This window comes from Streptomyces sp. NPDC093018, from assembly GCF_040684035.1.
GTDB classification, from domain to species: domain Bacteria; phylum Actinomycetota; class Actinomycetes; order Streptomycetales; family Streptomycetaceae; genus Streptomyces; species Streptomyces murinus.
In genome coordinates this window covers 332,496-348,525 of record NZ_JBFBFF010000002.1, presented here as the reverse complement: position 1 = coordinate 348,525, position 16,030 = coordinate 332,496, and the positions used below count along the sequence as shown (strand labels likewise).

Here is a 16,030-nt window from a genome sequence, read left to right as displayed (position 1 = left end):
CTCATTTGACAGGAACCCCATGAGCGACACTTCCCCCTACGGCTTCGAGCTTGTGCGGCGTGGGTACGACCGCGCTCAGGTGGACGAACGTATCTCCAACCTCGTCTCCCAACGTGACCAGGCCAACGCCCGTATCACCGCCCTGGAAAAGCGCATCGAGGAGCTGCACCTCGAGACGCAGAACGCCCAGACCCAGGTCAGCGACGCCGAGCCGTCGTACGCGGGTCTCGGTGCTCGGGTCGAGAAGATCCTGCGCCTGGCCGAGGAAGAGGCCAAGGAGCTGCGTGAGGAGGCCCGCCGCGCCGCCGAACAGCACCGCGAGCTGGCCGAGTCGGCCGCACAGCAGGTTCGCAACGACGCCGAGTCCTACGCCACCGAGCGCAAGGCGAAGGCGGAGGACGAGGGCTCCCGGATCGTCGAGAAGGCCAAGGGCGAGGCCTCTCAGCTGCGGGCCGACGCGCAGAAGGACGCGCAGTCCAAGCGTGAAGAGGCGGACGCCCTCTTCGAGGAGACCCGCGCCAAGGCCGCGCAGGCCGCCGCCGACTTCGAGACGAACCTGGCCAAGCGCCGCGAGCAGTCCGAGCGCGACCTGGCCTCGCGTCAGCAGAAGGCGGAGAAGCGGCTCGCGGAGATCGAGCACCGCGCCGAGCAGCTGCGCCTGGAGGCGGAGAAGCTGCGCACCGACGCGGAGCGCCGCGCCCGCCAGACGGTGGAGACCGCGCAGCGCCAGGCCGAGGACATCGTGGCCGACGCCAACGCCAAGGCGGACCGCATCCGTTCCGAGTCCGAGCGCGAGCTGGCGGCCCTCACCAACCGCCGCGACAGCATCAACGCCCAGCTGACGAACGTGCGCGAGATGCTGGCGACGCTGACCGGCGCGGCGGTGGCTGCCGCCGGCACGACGGGCGAGGACGAGCCGGTTTCTCGTGGGGTTCCGGCGCAGCAGACCCGATAGGGTTCCGCGCCTTCGAAAGCCCCCTGCTTCAAGTGGCAGGGGGCTTTGTCCCGTTCTAGCGTGGCGGCATGATCGAGCTGGACGGGCTGACCAAGCGGTATGGCGAGAAGGTGGCCGTCGACGGTCTGACGTGTACCGTGCGGCCCGGCATCGTGACCGGGTTCCTCGGGCCCAATGGCGCCGGGAAGTCCACGACCATGCGGATGATCCTCGGGCTCGACCGTCCCACCGCCGGTGATGTGCGGATCGACGGCAGCCGGTACGACGAGCTGACGGATCCCCTCACCTGTATCGGCGCGCTGCTGGACGCCAAGGCGATGCACGGCGGGCGCAGCGCCTACAACCATCTGCTGTGCCTCGCGCAGAGCAACGGCATCCCGCGCGCCCGGGTGGGCGAGGTGCTGGAGACGGTCGGGCTGATGGCCGTCGCACGGCAGAAGGCCAAGGGGTTCTCGTACGGCATGTCGCAGCGGCTGGGGATCGCGGCCGCGCTGCTCGGGGACCCCCGGATCCTGATGTTCGACGAGCCGGTGAACGGGCTCGACCCCGAGGGCATCCACTGGATCCGCAATCTGATGACATCACTGGCCGCGCAGGGGCGGACGGTCTTCGTGTCCTCCCATCTGATGAGCGAGATGGCGCAGACCGCCGACCACCTCATCGTGATCGGGCAGGGCCGGCTGCTCGCGGACACCTCCATGGCGGACTTCATCCGGCGGCACGCCCGCAGTTACGTCCGCGTCCGCTCGCCCCAGCGCGAACGGCTCCTGGACGCGCTGCACGAGGCCGGGGTCACCGCGGTGGAGGCGGCGGACGGGGCGCTGGAGGCGGAGGGCGACAAGGCCGAGCGGATCGGGGAGCTGGCCGCGGGGCACGGGATCGTGCTGCACGAGCTGAGCCCCCGGCAGGCTTCCCTGGAGGAGGCGTTCATGCGGCTGACGGCGGGTTCGGTGGAGTATCACGCGCAGTCGGAGGCCGCCCCGGGGAACTGGGGCGCCGGCCGGCAAGGGGGTACGGCATGACGAGCGCCCAGGTCACGCAGACACTGCGGTCCGAGTGGACGAAGATCCGGTCGGTGTCGTCCACCCGCTGGACCCTCTCGGTCGCCGTCGTGGTCACCATCGGCATCGGCATGCTCATCTCCGCGCTCACCCGGAACGAGTACGACTCGATGGCGATCCAGGAGCGGCTGACCTTCGACCCGACCTTCATCAGCTTCGCCGGGATGACCCTCGGCCAGCTCGCCATGATCGTGTTCGGCGTGCTGGTCGTCACCAACGAGTACAGCACCGGCATGATCCGGGTCTCGCTGGCCGCCGTACCGCGCCGCGGCATCTTCCTGTCCGGCAAGATCGCGGTGGCGGGCGCGCTCGCCCTGCTCGTCGGGATGGTCACGAGCTTCGCCACGTTCTTCCTCGGCCAGGCCATGCTCGGCCCCTACCGCGCCGGGCTCGGCGATCCCGGGGTGCTGCGCGCGGTGGTGGGCGGCGGGCTGTATCTGACCCTGATCGCGGTGTTCTCCATGGGCGTCGCCACCATGCTGCGCTCACCACTGCTGTCGCTCGGCATCCTGATGCCGTTCTTCTTCCTGATCTCCACCATCCTGGCCGCCGTCGACGCCACCAAGAAGATCGGCCAGTACCTGCCCGACCAGGCCGGCAGCCGGATCATGCAGGCGGTGCCGCGCCCCGACGACACCCCGTACGGGCCCTGGGGCGGGCTCGGCATCATGGTGCTGTGGGTGATCGCCGCGCTCGCGGGAGGATATGCGCTGCTCAGGCACCGGGACGCCCAGTAGAGGTCACGTTCACGCAGCGTATTACTTCAGCTTTACTTTTCTTTGGGCGGAACCGTCAGCGCCCAGCTATCCTCCTAACCCTTACGGGGGCGGTTCCCCGCTGTCCTGAACCTTCCGATGGGTGCGGAGCATGATCGAGGCTGTAGGCCTGACGAAGCGGTACGGCGACAAGACGGCCGTGTACAACCTTTCCTTCCAGGTGCGACCGGGATCCGTGACCGGCTTCCTCGGGCCCAACGGCTCGGGCAAGTCCACCACGATGCGGATGATCCTCGGCCTGGACAACCCCACGTCCGGCCAGGTGACCATCGGCGGTCACCCGTACCGCAGGCTGCCCAACGCGCCCCGCCAGGTCGGCGCGCTGCTCGACGCCAAGGCCGTGCACGGCGGCCGCTCCGCCCGCAACCATCTGCTGAGCCTCGCCCAGCTGTCCGGTATCCCGGCCCGCCGCGTGGACGAGGTGCTCGGCGTGGTCGGCCTCCAGGACGTCGCCAGGAAGCGCTCCAAGGGCTTCTCGCTCGGCATGGGCCAGCGCCTCGGCATCGCCGCCGCGCTGCTCGGCGACCCCCAGGTGCTGCTCTTCGACGAGCCGGTCAACGGCCTCGACCCCGAGGGCATCCTCTGGGTGCGCAACCTGATGAAGGCGCTGGCCGCGGAGGGCCGGACGGTCTTCGTCTCCTCCCATCTGATGAGCGAGATGGCGCTGACCGCCGACCACCTCATCGTGATCGGACGCGGCCAGCTGCTCGCCGACATGAGCGTGACGGACTTCATCTCCGCCAACTCCGCCGACTTCGCGCGGGTGCGCACCCCCGACACCGAGCCGCAGCTGCGCGAGAAGCTCGGCGCCGCGCTCACCGGGGCGGGCGGCCATGTGCTGCCGGAGCAGGACGGCGCGCTGCGCGTGATGGGGCTGCCGCTGCCCCGCATCAGCGACCTCGCGCACGAGGCGGGCGTACGGCTGTGGGAGCTGTCGCCGCACCAGGCCTCGCTCGAAGAGGCGTACATGCGGATGACCCAGGGTGCCGTGGACTACCGCTCCACCATCGACCAGAAGGCGGGCCTCCAGCAGCCGCTGCCGCCCGGCGCCGAGCCGCCCATGCCGGTGCCGGGGCAGGGCCAGCCCGGCTGGTACGCCCCGCCGCCGCCCCAGCAGGGCGGGCAGCCCTTCGCGATGCCGGTGGGCGGCCCCGGCGCGCCCACGGGACCGTACGGAGGCGCCCCGGCGGGCGCGTACGGCGCTCCGGGCGCCCCGGCGGGCCAGGGAGCCCCGGGCGCGAACCCGTACGCCCAGCCGTCGCCCCAGGCCCCGCAGGCTCCGGCCCCGCAGGCTCCGGCCCCGCAGGCGCAGGCCCCGGCCGCTCCCCCGGCCCCGGCCGCCGCTCCCCTCGCCACGCCTGACGCCTCCTCCCCCGCTTCCTCCCCCGCCGCCGACACGAACCAGCCCGAGGACGCCCGATGAGCACCCACCAGCCCCCGATGCCGCAGGCTCCCGGCGCGCCCGACTGGCAGGCGGCGCCCGGCGGGTCGTACCCCGGCTACACCTCGCCGATCCCCGTCGTGCGCACCCACCTCGGGCACGCGGTGGCCTCGGAGTGGACGAAGATCAGGTCGGTCCGCTCGACGATCTGGACGCTCAGCGTCTTCGTGTTCCTGGTCGTGGGCATCGGCCTGCTGGTCGGCGCGCTGGTGTCGGCGCACGCCAGCGACTCCTCGCTGAACGGCACCAACCCGCTCTCCTTCGGCTTCTTCGGCCTGCTCGTCGGCAACATGTGCATCATCACGCTCGGCGTGCTGACCACGGCCTCGGAGTACGGCACCGGCATGATCCGTACGACGATGACGGCGTGCCCGAGCCGCGGCCGGGTGCTGGCCGCCAAGGCGATCGTGTTCTTCGTGGTCGCCTTCGTGGTGTCCCTGGTCTCGGTCACCTTCGTGGCGATGGTGCAGTCGTCCATGCTGTCCGGCTCCGGCACGGAGTCGCCCTCCGGCGGGGCCTGGCTCAAGGCCACCGTCGGCGTGAGCCTCTACATGGCGCTGCTCGGCCTGCTCGCGCTGTTCGTCGGCTCGATCATCCGGCACTCCGCGGGCGGCATCACCATCATGATCGGCCTGGTGCTCGCCCCGCTGGTGCTGGCCCTGTTCATGGCCACGGAGTCGCTGCACTCGGTGCGCGACTTCCTGTTCGAGTACAGCTTCCCGAGCCAGCTCGGCGTCTTCTACGACAGCACGCTCAGCGGCTCCGGGCCCCGGGGCTGGGAACCGCTGTGGATCATGCTGGGGCTCGCCGCGGTGGCCGGTGCGGGGGCGTACGCGCTGCTGCGCAACCGGGACGTGTGACCGGCCGGTCCCTCAGAACTTCGGCGCGTTACGAGACCGCTGCACCCGTGTGGTGCGGCGGTCTCGCGCGTTCCAGCAGGACTTGTGCCAGTGCCGGCGGTCGTCCACGCCCGCGTGCTCCGGCCAGGCCACCACATGCGGCACCGCGGAGGGGATCATCTGGTCGCAGCCGGGGCAGCGATAGGTCTTGCCCTCGGAGCTCGCGCCCGCGACATGGCGCACGCTCCACTCCTCGCCCTGCCAGTCCTCCGCGGACTGGAAGCCGCCGTACCGTCCGGTGCGGTCGTCCTCGGCGCTGCGGCCGGACGGGTCGGCGGCCTTCGGTCGGTTGCGGCGGGGGGACACGGGACACCTCTCGGGGCTCGGCGGCAAGCAAGGGCTGCGTCCAGCGTACGCGCCGCCGGGCGGGGTACGCGAAGGCCGCCAACCGGCGCAAGTCCCCCTCCACAACGGCCGATTCTGAAGACAATCCGCAAATTACCCTGCCAGGCCGTGTCCTTGGCACGTGTCAGACGGTTATGCCGGTGGGGGAGCTCGGGTCGGAGCCGAGGAAGCGGGAAAAGTGATGTATGTAGGAAGCTTTGTGCTGGGCGCCCAGTTCCCGGGCCAGGGCCAGGGGGAGGCCCTGCACCGGGCGGTCCGCTCGGCGGAGGTCGCCGAGGAGGCCGGGCTGGACTCGGTGTGGCTGGCCGAGCACCACTTCGTGCCGTACGGCACCTGTCCGTCCGCCGTCACCCTGGCCGCGCTGCTGCTCGGCCGCACCCGCCGGATCCGGGTGGGCACCGCGGTCAGCGTACTGCCCACCGTGCACCCGGTCGCCCTGGGCGAGCAGGCCGCGCTGCTGCATCTGACGAGCGGCGGACGGTTCACCCTCGGGGTGGGCCGCGGCGGCCCCTGGGTTGACCTGGAGGTGTTCGGCAGCGGCCTGGACGCGTACGAAAACGGGTTCCCCGAGTCACTCGATCTGCTGCTGCGCTGGCTGCGCGAGCCCGCGGTGGGAGCCTCCGGTGAGCGCTTCGCGTTCCGCGAGGTGCCCGTCGTACCGCGTCCCTCGCAGGCCCTGACGGACACCCCGGGCCCGGAGGTCGTCGTCGCGTGCACCTCGCCGAAGGGCGTACGGCTGGCCGCGGAGCGCGGGCTTCCGATGCTGCTCGGGATGCACGCGGGCGACGAGGAGAAGGCCGAGATGGTCGCCCTGTGGCGGCGCAGCGCCCGTGCGGCGGGGCGGACGCCCGAGGAGATCGCGGGCGCGGCGCATGTCGCGGCCGGGGTCTGCCAGCTCGCCGACCGCCGCGAGGAAGCGGCGGAGACCCTGCTCAAGGCGATGCCGGGTTGGCTGAAACAGGGACTCGACGCGCATGTGACGGTCGACGGACGCAAGCGCGCGATGCGCGACCCGGTCGCCTACACCGAACTGCTCTGCGGGCTGCATCCGGTGGGCACCCCGCGGCTCGCCGGCGACCGGCTCGCGGCCACCGCTGAGCGCACGGGCATCTCCCGCTTCGCCCTGCTGGTCGAGGGCTCGGGCGATCTCGCGGCGACGGAGGACACCCTGCGGCGCCTGGGCGCCGAGGTGCTCCCGCAGCTGCGCTGACGCACCCGGACGAACAGATCCAGAGCAGGTACGGAGCAGATCCAGAGCAGGTACACCTGGCAAGCCACCTGGGGGGCTTGCCGCCCCAGCACCGATTGCACCTCCCACGGGTGGAGCGGCAAGCAGGCGACGCACCGCCCCGGACCTGCCGGGGCCGCGGGTCAGCAGTCCCGAAGCTCCGGCGACTGGTTCAGCAGCTGGGCCCGCACCGAGGTGAAGCGGGTCAGCGTCTCGTCCACCGAGGCGTCCAGCGGGAACACCGCGACCCGGTGGCAGTTCTGGAAGGCCAGCCGCACGCCGAAGTGCCGTTGCAGCGCGCCGCGGATGGCGTCGCTCGCGAGGGCGCGCAGCAGCTGGCCACGGGCCTGCTCATTGGGCGGGGGCGTCTGGTTGTCGGCGAAGGGGCCGCCGTCCACCTTCAGCTGGGCCACCAGGGAGCTGATCATCTCCCATGCGTAGGGCAGGGAGGTCCGGACGCAGTCGACGAATTCCGCTTCGTCGACCTCGCCTCGCTCGGCCGCGTCGAGTAGGGCCGGTGAGACGTCGAGCGACATGGGTTCTCCTCTCGCACCCCCGATGAACAGGGGTTGCCGGACGGATAAAGGGAGTTCGGCGCCGAAAAACACGCTGAGTACATGGACCGCGACCTCCCGTTCTCTACGGTAGGCAACGGTCGGTGACCACACCACCAGAATGCGTATATGGAACGGTCGGGTTGCACCCACAATCGGCCAAGGATGAACAAGAGTTTCCAGGGACAAAGCAGTGACAACTGGGACGATCCACAGGGAGCGGCGCGGGCGAATCGCGTACGGCGGCGGGTGTCGAGTAGCGTTGCCGACCATGCGTCTCGTCATTGCCCGGTGCTCGGTCGACTACGCCGGCCGGCTCACCGCCCACCTGCCCTCGGCGCCCCGCCTGATCCTGGTCAAGGCGGACGGCAGCGTCTCCATCCACGCCGATGACCGGGCCTACAAGCCCCTCAACTGGATGTCGCCGCCCTGCTCGCTGAAGGAGGGCGCGGGCGAGGACGAAGGCGTGTGGACCGTCGTCAACAAGGCGGGCGAGAAACTGATCATCACAATGGAGGAGATCCTCCATGACTCCTCGCACGAACTGGGTGTGGACCCGGGTCTGATCAAGGACGGCGTGGAAGCGCACCTCCAGGAGCTGCTCGCCGACCGCATCGAGACCCTCGGCGACGGCTACACGCTCATCCGGCGCGAGTACATGACCGCCATCGGCCCGGTGGACATCCTGTGCCGGGACGGCGCGGGCCGGACGGTCGCGATCGAGATCAAGCGCCGCGGTGAGATCGACGGCGTGGAGCAGCTGACCCGCTACCTCGAACTCCTCAACCGCGACCCCCATCTCGCGCCGGTGCGCGGCATCTTCGCCGCCCAGGAGATCAAGCCCCAGGCCCGCGTCCTCGCGACCGACCGGGGCATCGACTGCCACATCATGGACTACGACGCCCTGCGCGGCATCGAGGACGACAAGCTGCGGCTGTTCTGAGGGTCGGCGGCAGCGCGCACACCCACTTCCCCCGCCGTGACGGCGGCGCTCGGCCCGTACAGCGGTGAACGGCGGTACCGCCCCGGCCTCATACCGGGTCGGCACCGCCGTTTCTCACATCTGCCCCTGCTCCGCCGGGTCCGAGTCCGCTTGGTCCGAGCCCACCGGGTCCGAGTCCGCCGGGGAGGCCGCCTCGGAGGCCGACTTGGTGAACGGCGTCATGTCGCTCGCGGAGTCCGAGGGCGAGCCCGTCGGGTCCGGCGGGGTGGTCGAGCCGGTCGGTGCGGTCGGGGGCGTGGTCGGCGGCGTCGGCTTGGTCGGGGGCGGGGACGTCGGCCTGGTCTTCGTCGGCGACGGGGACGTACTCCCGCTGCTGCTCCCCCCGCCGGGACCGCTGCCCGTGCCCGAACCCGTCGGGCCCGTCGGGTCCGCCGTGGGGCTCGTCGACGGCCGCACCGGAGGGTTCGTCCCGGCGTACGTGCCCGCCGGGGCCGGGGTCGTACGGTGGCCCGTGGCCGGCGCCGAGGCCGTGCCCGGTGCCTGCGCCGGGGCCTGACCGGTGGCCGGGTCGTCCGCGTCCTGGCTGGTGGAGGGGTTGAGGTCGGCCCGTCCCGCCGGGTTCTTGTCGTCGCTGTCGTGGGACGTCATGCCGAGCGTCACCACCGTGCCCAGCACCGCCGCGAGCAGCGCGCCGGAGCCGGCCGCCACCAGATTGCGGCGCGCCAGACGCCGTATGCCGAGCCCCTTCGCCGGGGCCGCGGCCACGATCCGCGGGGTGACCAGGGTGTCCGGCACGGAGGGCACCGAGGGCATGGACGGCAGCGCGGGCACCGGCTCCGTCACGGGCTCTCCCGCGACCACCGGCACCGGCAGACCCGGCAGCTCCCCCGCCCGGTCCGCGACCAGCGCCAGCGCCCTGCGCCCCGCGACCGCGCCCCGCTTGTCGGCGAGCGCGCCGCGCAGCCCGATCGACGCCTCCAGCTCAGCGCGAGCCCGGTCCAGCCGCCCCCCGCACAGCGCGAGGATTCCCAACTCATGGTGGAAATAGGCTTGTTCGGGCACCTCGCCGGAGTGCAGCGCGGCCTGCGCACCGCTGCGCAGCGCCCGCTCCCAGGCGCTCCAGCGCAGCGCGGCGGCGAACGCGGGCGCCGCGGTGCGCGCGAGCTGGACCGCACCCGCGTCGTCGCCGCCACAGGCCGGTGGCACCACGGCCGCCAGCGCCGCGAGCACCGCGTCGGCCTCCGCGCTCACCCGCTCCGGGGTGACCGAGGGATGCCCGGCCCACCAGGCGTAGTGCTGGGCGGCGGTGCGGGCCCGCTCCGGCGCGTCGTCGCCGTACCCCGCGGCCTCCAGCTGGGTGCGCACCCCCGCCGCGAGCCGGTACCGGGAGCCCGCCGGGGAGACCAGTCCGCAGCTCGCCAGTTCGCCGAGCGCCGCGTCGGCATGGGTGTCGCCGACCATCGCGGGCAGATGCGCCTGGTGCGGGACCTCGCCGCCGAGGGCGACCGCGAAGCGCAGGGTGGCGCGGGCGGATGCGCTGAGCCGGGAGGCGAGCAGCGGCGCGGGCGCGGCGGCCTCGCCGAGCGAGGGCAGCGGACCACTCTCGTCGGTGAACTCCTGCACCGGGTTGACGACGGGCCGTACGTCCTCGAAGACGCCGTACTCGTCCACCGCCCCGGACTCGGCCCGGAGTTGGTCCCGCTGCCGCAGCAACGCGCCCGCCTGGACGAACCGCAGCGGCAGCCCCTCGGACTCGAACCACAGGTCGCCCGCCCAGTTGGCCTCCTCCTCGGTGAGCACCCGTCCGGCCGTGCGCTCCAGGATGTCCACCCCGCCGGCCCGGTCGAGCCCGCCGAGGAAGACCTCCTCGACATCGGCCTCGGCGGTCGGCGCGGGCACGTCCGGGGTGGCGGAGACCAGGAAGGCGCACTCGGGCGTCGCCTCCAGCAGCTCGTCCAGCTCGGCGCCGCCGAACTCGATGTCGTCCACCACGACGACCGCGCCGATCTCCGCGAGCGGCGCCCGCAGTTCGAGGCGTTCGGGACGGTGCTCCGGAGCGTCGTAGACGGTGTGGAAGAGGTCGTGCAGCAGGTCCTCGGCGGTGCGGTGGATGCCGCACAGGCGCACCACACCGTCGGGCGCGAGGTCCTCGCAGTCCTCGGCGACCAGGTCGAGCAGGGCGGTGCGGCCGGAGCCGCCGGGGCCGGTGAGCCGTACGGTACGGCCGCGCGCGAGCAGTCGTACCAGCCGCTCCCGTACTTCCTGACGCTCCAGCAAGGGCAGCGGGTGCTGGGCGGGTCCCGGGGGCACCGGGGGCCGGGCCGCGCGTTCGGCCTCGGCACGCTCGGCGGCGCCGCGCTTGCGGGGGCTGCCCGGGCGGCGGGCCGGCGGGCAGGGCTCGATCTCGCTGCCGTCCACGGGGTTGACGGTCAGCAGCAGATCGCCGGTGACGAGATGCGCCGTACGGGCGGGCGCGGGCGTGCTCGGGCCGAAGTCGGCGGTGAGGGGGTCCCGGGGCGGGCGTCGGGCGCCCGTGTGTCCGTACTCCTCAGGCCCAGGGCTGATCGGGTCCATGGGTTCAAGCCCCCCATAAGCGTCGTGTGCTCGTGTTACGGCCCCTCCCGGCCTGCCGCACGTCGCACTGTCGCTCCGGTCCGGGCCCGCTCGGTCGAGGGTTGCGAGTCGGGCGGGCGACCGAACACTAAACCTTTGCTCAGTATCCACGACAGGGCGGGGTGCCCCACGGTCCGAGACGTCACGGTCCGGCGCGGATTGACCGTCCGGTGTGCTTGCGCCCCTTGAGCTGCGCTTGCGCCCCATGGGCTGCGCTTGCGCCCCATGGGCACCGGCTCACACCCGGGGCAGCGACTCCACTCCGATACCGCCCTCGATCGCGAGGATGCGATGCAGCCGGGTGGCCACCAACAGGCGCTGCATCTGCGGCGGTACACCGCGCAGCACCAGGCGGCGCCCGCAGCGGCCGGCCCGCCGGTGGGCACCCATGATCACACCGAGCCCGGTGGCGTCCCAGGAGTCCAGTTCGGACAGGTCGAGCACCAGGTCGCCGGCGCCGTCGTCGACGGCCGAGTGCAGGGCCGTACGGGCGTCCGCCGCGCTACGGACGTCGAGGCGCCCCCCGACGACCAGCTCGGCGTGGTCGCCCCTGATGTACATATGCGCTCCCCGTCGAGTGCGGTTGTGGCCAACTCCGTATCAATGGTGTGCACCGTCTGACTGAATGCGTGGCGGTGCGGTTGCTGCTTGTAAGCGAACCGATACCGAATTCACCCCTGAGGGTGATGCTCCGGGAGTGAACTCGGTGGCGGAACGCGTCAGTACGCCGATCAGTACGTGTAGAAGCCCTGCCCGCTCTTGCGGCCGATGTCACCGGCATCCACCATCCGGCGCATCAGCTCCGGCGGGGCGAACTTCTCGTCCTGGGACTCGGTGTAGATGTTCCCGGTGGCGTGCAGCAGGATGTCCACGCCGGTCAGGTCGGTGGTGGCGAGCGGGCCCATGGCGTGCCCGAAGCCCAGCTTGCAGGCGAGGTCGATGTCCTCGGCGGTCGCCACGCCCGACTCGTAGAGCTTGACGGCCTCCACGACGAGCGCGGAGATGAGGCGGGTGGTGACGAACCCGGCGACATCGCGGTTGACGACGATGCAGGTCTTGCCGACGGACTCGGCGAACTCCCGCGCGGTGGCGAGCGCTTCGTCGCTCGTCTTGTAGCCGCGCACCAGCTCGACCAGCTTCATCATCGGCACCGGCGAGAAGAAGTGGACGCCGACGACCCGCTCGGGGTGCTCGGTGGCCGCCGCGATCTTGGTGATCGGGATGGCGGAGGTGTTGGAGGCGAGCACGGCGTCCGGGCGCACGATCTTGTCGAGCGCGCGGAAGATCTCGTGCTTGACCTCCAGCTTCTCGAAGACGGCCTCCACGACGATGTCCGCGTCCGCGGCGGCGTCCAGGTCGGTGGTCGGGGTGATGCGGCCCAGCGCGGCCTCGGCGTCGGCCGCGTCCAGCTTGCCCTTGCTCACGAACTTGTCGTACGACGCCTTGATGCCGTCGGTGCCGCGCGCCAGCGCCTCGTCGGTGACATCGCGAAGGACGACCTCCCAGCCCGCCTGCGCGGCGACCTGAGCGATACCGGACCCCATGAGACCGGCCCCGATGACGGCGAGCTTCCCTGCCACGTCCGACTCCCTCTTCCCGCTGTTACCCGCTATGGACATGTGTGCCTTCGGCGGACGATAGCGCTCCGAAGCGGCCGTGTGACCAGTAAGTAACGCGCGTCACGTCTCATTTGACGGACGTCACATCAAGGCGACTTCCCCCGGGATCGCAGCGGCGCCCGAACGGCGGTCGACACGGTGCGTGTTCGAGGCACTACGTTCCAGCCACGTGAAAAAGCCCCCGGTATCGCCCTGTTGGCCCTACCCGCGCACCGCGTACCCGAGCACCCGCTCGCTCAGCAGTTCCTCGATGTCGTCCAGCAGCGCCAGCACCTCGCGGGAGACCTCGCCCGGCTCGCGGCGCTTGAGCATCTCGCGCCCGATGACCCTGATGACCGTGCCGTGGATCCAGCTGATCTGACCGGCCATCAGGCTCGGCAGCTCCTCGCCCTCGGCCGCCCCGGTCTCCTCGCGCAGCACCTGCTCCAGGTTGGCCTCCACCTCCTGGGCGAGCGCCCAGAGCCGGGAGCGCAGGGCCGGCGCCTCCTGGATCACCCGCATGAAGTCGGCGTAGCCCGCGAGCAGGCCGACCCGGGGGGACACCGCGCGGACCTCGTCCCGCAGCTCGCGCAGCACCGCCTCCGCCGCGGACTCGCCCTCGGCGCGGCCCCGCACCCAGCGGGCGAGCCGGTCGACCATGCCCGCGGAGCGGTCGAGGAACAGGTCCTCCTTGGCCGGGAAGTAGTTGTAGACGGTGTTCACGGAGACGTTCGCCGCGTCGGCGATCTCCGCGACCGTCACCGCGTCGAAGCCGCGCTCGATGAACAGCCCGGTGGCGACATCGGAGATGTACTGCCGGGTCTGCCGCTTCTTCCGCTCCCTGAGCCCCTCAGCCATGCCCGCATCCTAACTTCGCTGCACTCCATGAAAACTTGGAGTCATTGCAATTTTTCAGGGACTCTGTTTTTCTGGGGAGCATGGCAGCAGTCATCAGCGCGGCGAACCTCGCCCGCACCTTCCAGACGAAAGCCGGCCCGGTCGACGCCGTACGCGGTGTCGACCTCACCGTCCACGAGGGCGAGATCCTCGGGTTCCTGGGCCCCAACGGCGCCGGCAAGACGACCACCCTGCGCATGCTCACCACCCTGCTGAAGCCGACCGGCGGCACCGCCACCGTCGCCGGACACGACCTGGTCACCGACCCGGCCGGAGTCCGCCGGGTCTCCGGGTACGTGGCCCAGTCCGGCGGCGTCGACCCCCAGATCAGCGTCCGGGAGGAGCTGGTCACCCAGGCGCGCTTCTACCGGCTGTCCAGGGCCGACGCCGCCGCCCGCGCCGAGGACCTCGCCCGCGAACTCGGCCTGACCGGCCTCCTCGACCGCAGAACCGGGGCCCTCTCCGGCGGTCAGCGCCGCCGCCTGGACATCGCGATGGCCCTGACCCACCGCCCCCAGGTGCTGTTCCTCGACGAGCCCACGACCGGGCTCGACCCCGGCAGCCGCGCCGATCTGTGGGACCTGGTCCGACGGCTGCGCGACGAGCACGGCACGACCGTCTTCCTGACCACCCACTACCTGGACGAGGCCGACGCCCTCGCCGACCGCCTGGTGATCGTGGACGGCGGGGCGGTCGCCGCCGAGGGCACACCGGGCGCGCTCAAGCTGCGGTACGGCGGCTCCCTGGACGCCACCCTCCAGGACACCTTCCTGGCCGTCACCGGCCGCGCCCCCGCCCCCACCGACGACGCGCCCGTCGCCGTATAGCCCCCAGGAGCCCACCGGCATGCTGCTGCACGACACGGCCCTCGTCTACGGCCGCTACCTCCGCCAGTCCCTCCGCTCCCGCTTCGCCATGCTCTTCGGCACCCTCACCCCGCTGCTCTACCTGCTCTTCTTCGGCCCCCTGCTGACCGGCCTGCCACTGGGCCGGACGGGCAGCTCCTGGCAAATCCTGGTGCCGGGGCTGCTGCTCCAACTCGGCCTCTTCGGCGCCCTGTTCGCCGGATTCACGATCATCATGGAGAACGCCCAGGGGGTGCTGGAGCGGATGCGGGTCACCCCGGTCAGCCGGCTCGCCCTGCTGCTCGGCCGGGTGCTGCGCGACGCCACGGTGTTCGTGTTCCAGGCCGTCCTGCTGGTGCTGGCCGCCCTGGTGATGGGGCTGCGCGCACCCCTGGCGGGGATCCTCATCGGCTTCGGGTTCGTCGCCCTGCTCACCCTCTCCCTGGCCTCCCTGTCGTACGCGATGGGCATGAAGGTCCGCACCCCGCAGGAGTTCGGGCCGCTGATCAACGCGGTGTCGATGCCCTCGATGCTGCTGTCCGGCCTGATGCTCCCGATGTCCCTGGCACCCACCTGGCTGAACGTGCTCTCGCACTTCGTGCCGTTCCGCTATCTGGTGGACGCGATCCGCGACGCCTACGTGGGCCACTACACGAGCGCGCACATGCTCTACGGCGTGCTCGTGGCCGTCGGCTTCGCCGCGGTGTCCGTGACGACGGGCACACGGGTGTTCCGGACGGCCGGGGCGTAATTACGCTGGGCCCATGGTCAATCTGACGCGTATCTACACCCGCACCGGCGACAAGGGCACCACGCACCTCGGTGACATGAGCCGGGTGCCCAAGACGGACCTCAGGATCTCCGCGTACGCGGACTCCAATGAGGCCAACGCGGTCATCGGCACCGCGATCGCCCTGGGCGGCCTGGACGCGGAGGTCGTCACGGTCCTCACCCGCGTGCAGAACGACCTGTTCGACGTGGGCGCGGACCTGTCGACCCCGGTGGCGGAGAACCCGGAGTACCCCCCGCTGCGGGTCGAGCAGTTCTACATCGACCGGCTGGAGGCGGACTGCGACCGCTTCAACGAGCAGCTGGAGAAGCTGCGCTCCTTCATCCTCCCCGGCGGCACCCCGGGCGCGGCCCTGCTGCACCAGGCCTGCACGGTCGTCCGCCGCGCCGAACGCTCCACCTGGGCGGCCATGGAGGTGCACGGCGACCTCATGAACCCCCTCACCGCCACCTACCTCAACCGCCTCTCCGATCTGCTGTTCATCCTGGCCCGCATCGCCAACAAGGCCACCGGCGACGTGCTGTGGGTACCGGGCGGCGAGCGCTAGCGGGCCCGCTCCCGCTTCGGGAACAGCGTGTAGCTCCCGGCGATGACCACATTGATGCCGATCAGCCACACCATCGTCAGCTGCCACGACCGCAGCGAACCGGTGTCGCCGTCGGCGCCGACGTACCAGATCGCCGCCTGGAGCAGCGCGAGGGCGACGACACAGGCCAGCGTCCAGCGGGCCGCCACCCGCCATTCGTGGACGGCGCGGGCCCGGCCGTGGCGGGGCGGGCGCACCGGGGGCGGCCCACCGGCGAAGCGGTGGGCGACCCGGGCGTCGGCCCAGCCGATCGTGGCGTGGCCGAGGCCGACCGTGAAGCCGATGTAGACGGCGGCGAGTCCATGCCGCCAGTCCGCCCGGCCGCCGTGCTTCAGATCGATCGTGGTGACCACGAGCAGGACCACCTCCAGCAGCGGCTCGCACAGCAGCAGGGCCAGTCCGGTGCGCGGCATCCGCAGCCCGTACCGGACACCCAGCCCCGCCGCCAGCAGCACCCAGAACGCCACCTCGCAGCCGACGATCAACGTGATGATCACAC

General features: G+C 71.6%; 17 protein-coding genes. 10 read left to right on the top strand and 7 right to left on the bottom strand.

The features are described from left to right. Positions 1–19: 19 nt before the first annotated feature. The 5 genes from AB0N90_RS05495 (at position 20) to AB0N90_RS05475 (ending at position 5,093) form a co-directional block, all read left to right on the top strand. The gene (locus AB0N90_RS05495) at positions 20–955 is read left to right on the top strand and encodes a cellulose-binding protein (protein WP_085566600.1); all 936 of its coding nucleotides are present in this window, start codon (positions 20–22) and stop codon (positions 953–955) included. A gap of 68 nt (positions 956–1,023) precedes the next feature. Next, the gene (locus tag AB0N90_RS05490) at positions 1,024–1,977 is read left to right on the top strand and encodes an ATP-binding cassette domain-containing protein (protein WP_365193164.1); all 954 of its coding nucleotides are present in this window, start codon (positions 1,024–1,026) and stop codon (positions 1,975–1,977) included. Then, positions 1,974–2,753: an ABC transporter permease gene (locus AB0N90_RS05485; RefSeq protein ID WP_361674563.1), complete on the top strand. Its 780-nt coding sequence runs from the start codon at positions 1,974–1,976 to the stop codon at positions 2,751–2,753. Before AB0N90_RS05490 ends, AB0N90_RS05485 begins: the two co-directional genes overlap by 4 nt. 130 nt (positions 2,754–2,883) lie before the next feature. Beyond that, positions 2,884–4,215, top strand: a complete 1,332-nt coding sequence (locus AB0N90_RS05480; RefSeq protein WP_365193163.1) for an ABC transporter ATP-binding protein — start codon at positions 2,884–2,886, stop codon at positions 4,213–4,215. Beyond that, positions 4,212–5,093, top strand: a complete 882-nt coding sequence (locus AB0N90_RS05475) for an ABC transporter permease (RefSeq protein WP_361674567.1) — start codon at positions 4,212–4,214, stop codon at positions 5,091–5,093. The genes AB0N90_RS05480 and AB0N90_RS05475 overlap by 4 nt, the downstream gene beginning before the upstream one ends. Before the next feature lie 12 nt (positions 5,094–5,105). Here AB0N90_RS05475 and AB0N90_RS05470 read toward each other — a convergent pair whose 3' ends face one another. Then, positions 5,106–5,438 carry an ATP/GTP-binding protein gene (locus tag AB0N90_RS05470; protein WP_085566595.1) on the bottom strand — a complete coding sequence of 111 codons (333 nt, stop codon included), beginning with the start codon at positions 5,436–5,438 and terminating at the stop codon, positions 5,106–5,108. Between the two features lie 220 nt (positions 5,439–5,658). On the opposite strand from AB0N90_RS05470, the gene AB0N90_RS05465 reads away from it, so the two are divergent. Beyond that, positions 5,659–6,687 carry an LLM class flavin-dependent oxidoreductase gene (locus AB0N90_RS05465; RefSeq protein WP_365193161.1) on the top strand — a complete coding sequence of 343 codons (1,029 nt, stop codon included), beginning with the start codon at positions 5,659–5,661 and terminating at the stop codon, positions 6,685–6,687. A 161-nt stretch (positions 6,688–6,848) separates the two neighbouring features. On the opposite strand, the gene AB0N90_RS05460 is transcribed toward AB0N90_RS05465, so the two are convergent. Then, on the bottom strand, positions 6,849–7,241 hold the full coding sequence (locus AB0N90_RS05460) for an SCO5389 family protein (protein WP_085566593.1): 393 nt from the start codon (positions 7,239–7,241) through the stop codon (positions 6,849–6,851). Positions 7,242–7,530: 289 nt separating this feature from the next. On the opposite strand from AB0N90_RS05460, the gene nucS reads away from it, so the two are divergent. Continuing rightward, on the top strand, positions 7,531–8,202 hold the full coding sequence (gene nucS, locus AB0N90_RS05455; RefSeq protein WP_361674571.1) for an endonuclease NucS: 672 nt from the start codon (positions 7,531–7,533) through the stop codon (positions 8,200–8,202). A gap of 114 nt (positions 8,203–8,316) precedes the next feature. On the opposite strand, the gene AB0N90_RS05450 is transcribed toward nucS, so the two are convergent. From AB0N90_RS05450 to AB0N90_RS05435, 4 genes are all read right to left on the bottom strand, one after another. After that, positions 8,317–10,776: an ATP-binding protein gene (locus AB0N90_RS05450; protein ID WP_365193158.1), complete on the bottom strand. Its 2,460-nt coding sequence runs from the start codon at positions 10,774–10,776 to the stop codon at positions 8,317–8,319. A 276-nt stretch (positions 10,777–11,052) separates the two neighbouring features. Next, positions 11,053–11,376 (bottom strand): STAS domain-containing protein, encoded by a 324-nt coding sequence (locus AB0N90_RS05445; protein WP_037656479.1) that lies wholly within the window; start codon positions 11,374–11,376, stop codon positions 11,053–11,055. Positions 11,377–11,546: 170 nt separating this feature from the next. Next, positions 11,547–12,395 (bottom strand): 3-hydroxyacyl-CoA dehydrogenase family protein, encoded by an 849-nt coding sequence (locus AB0N90_RS05440; protein ID WP_085566591.1) that lies wholly within the window; start codon positions 12,393–12,395, stop codon positions 11,547–11,549. Between the two features lie 240 nt (positions 12,396–12,635). After that, entirely contained in the window at positions 12,636–13,271 is a 636-nt protein-coding gene (locus AB0N90_RS05435) for a helix-turn-helix domain-containing protein (protein ID WP_365193157.1), read from the bottom strand. Between the two features lie 80 nt (positions 13,272–13,351). Between AB0N90_RS05435 and AB0N90_RS05430 the strand changes: the two genes are divergently transcribed. Genes AB0N90_RS05430 through AB0N90_RS05420 form a run of 3 tightly spaced genes read left to right on the top strand, consistent with a single transcriptional unit; the run spans position 13,352 to position 15,492 of the window. Further along, positions 13,352–14,137, top strand: coding sequence for an ATP-binding cassette domain-containing protein (locus AB0N90_RS05430; protein WP_365193155.1), 786 nt, complete (start codon positions 13,352–13,354; stop codon positions 14,135–14,137). 19 nt (positions 14,138–14,156) lie between these two features. Further along, a complete protein-coding gene (locus AB0N90_RS05425; protein WP_365193153.1) occupies positions 14,157–14,906 on the top strand; it encodes an ABC transporter permease in 750 nt (249 codons plus the stop codon). Positions 14,907–14,919: 13 nt separating this feature from the next. After that, complete coding sequence (locus AB0N90_RS05420; RefSeq protein ID WP_365193151.1) at positions 14,920–15,492, top strand: cob(I)yrinic acid a,c-diamide adenosyltransferase; 573 nt, start codon at positions 14,920–14,922, stop codon at positions 15,490–15,492. On the opposite strand, the gene AB0N90_RS05415 is transcribed toward AB0N90_RS05420, so the two are convergent. Continuing rightward, a complete protein-coding gene (locus tag AB0N90_RS05415) occupies positions 15,489–16,028 on the bottom strand; it encodes a hypothetical protein (protein ID WP_365193149.1) in 540 nt (179 codons plus the stop codon). The genes AB0N90_RS05420 and AB0N90_RS05415 overlap by 4 nt on opposite strands. Between the last annotated feature and the right edge of the window lie 2 nt (positions 16,029–16,030).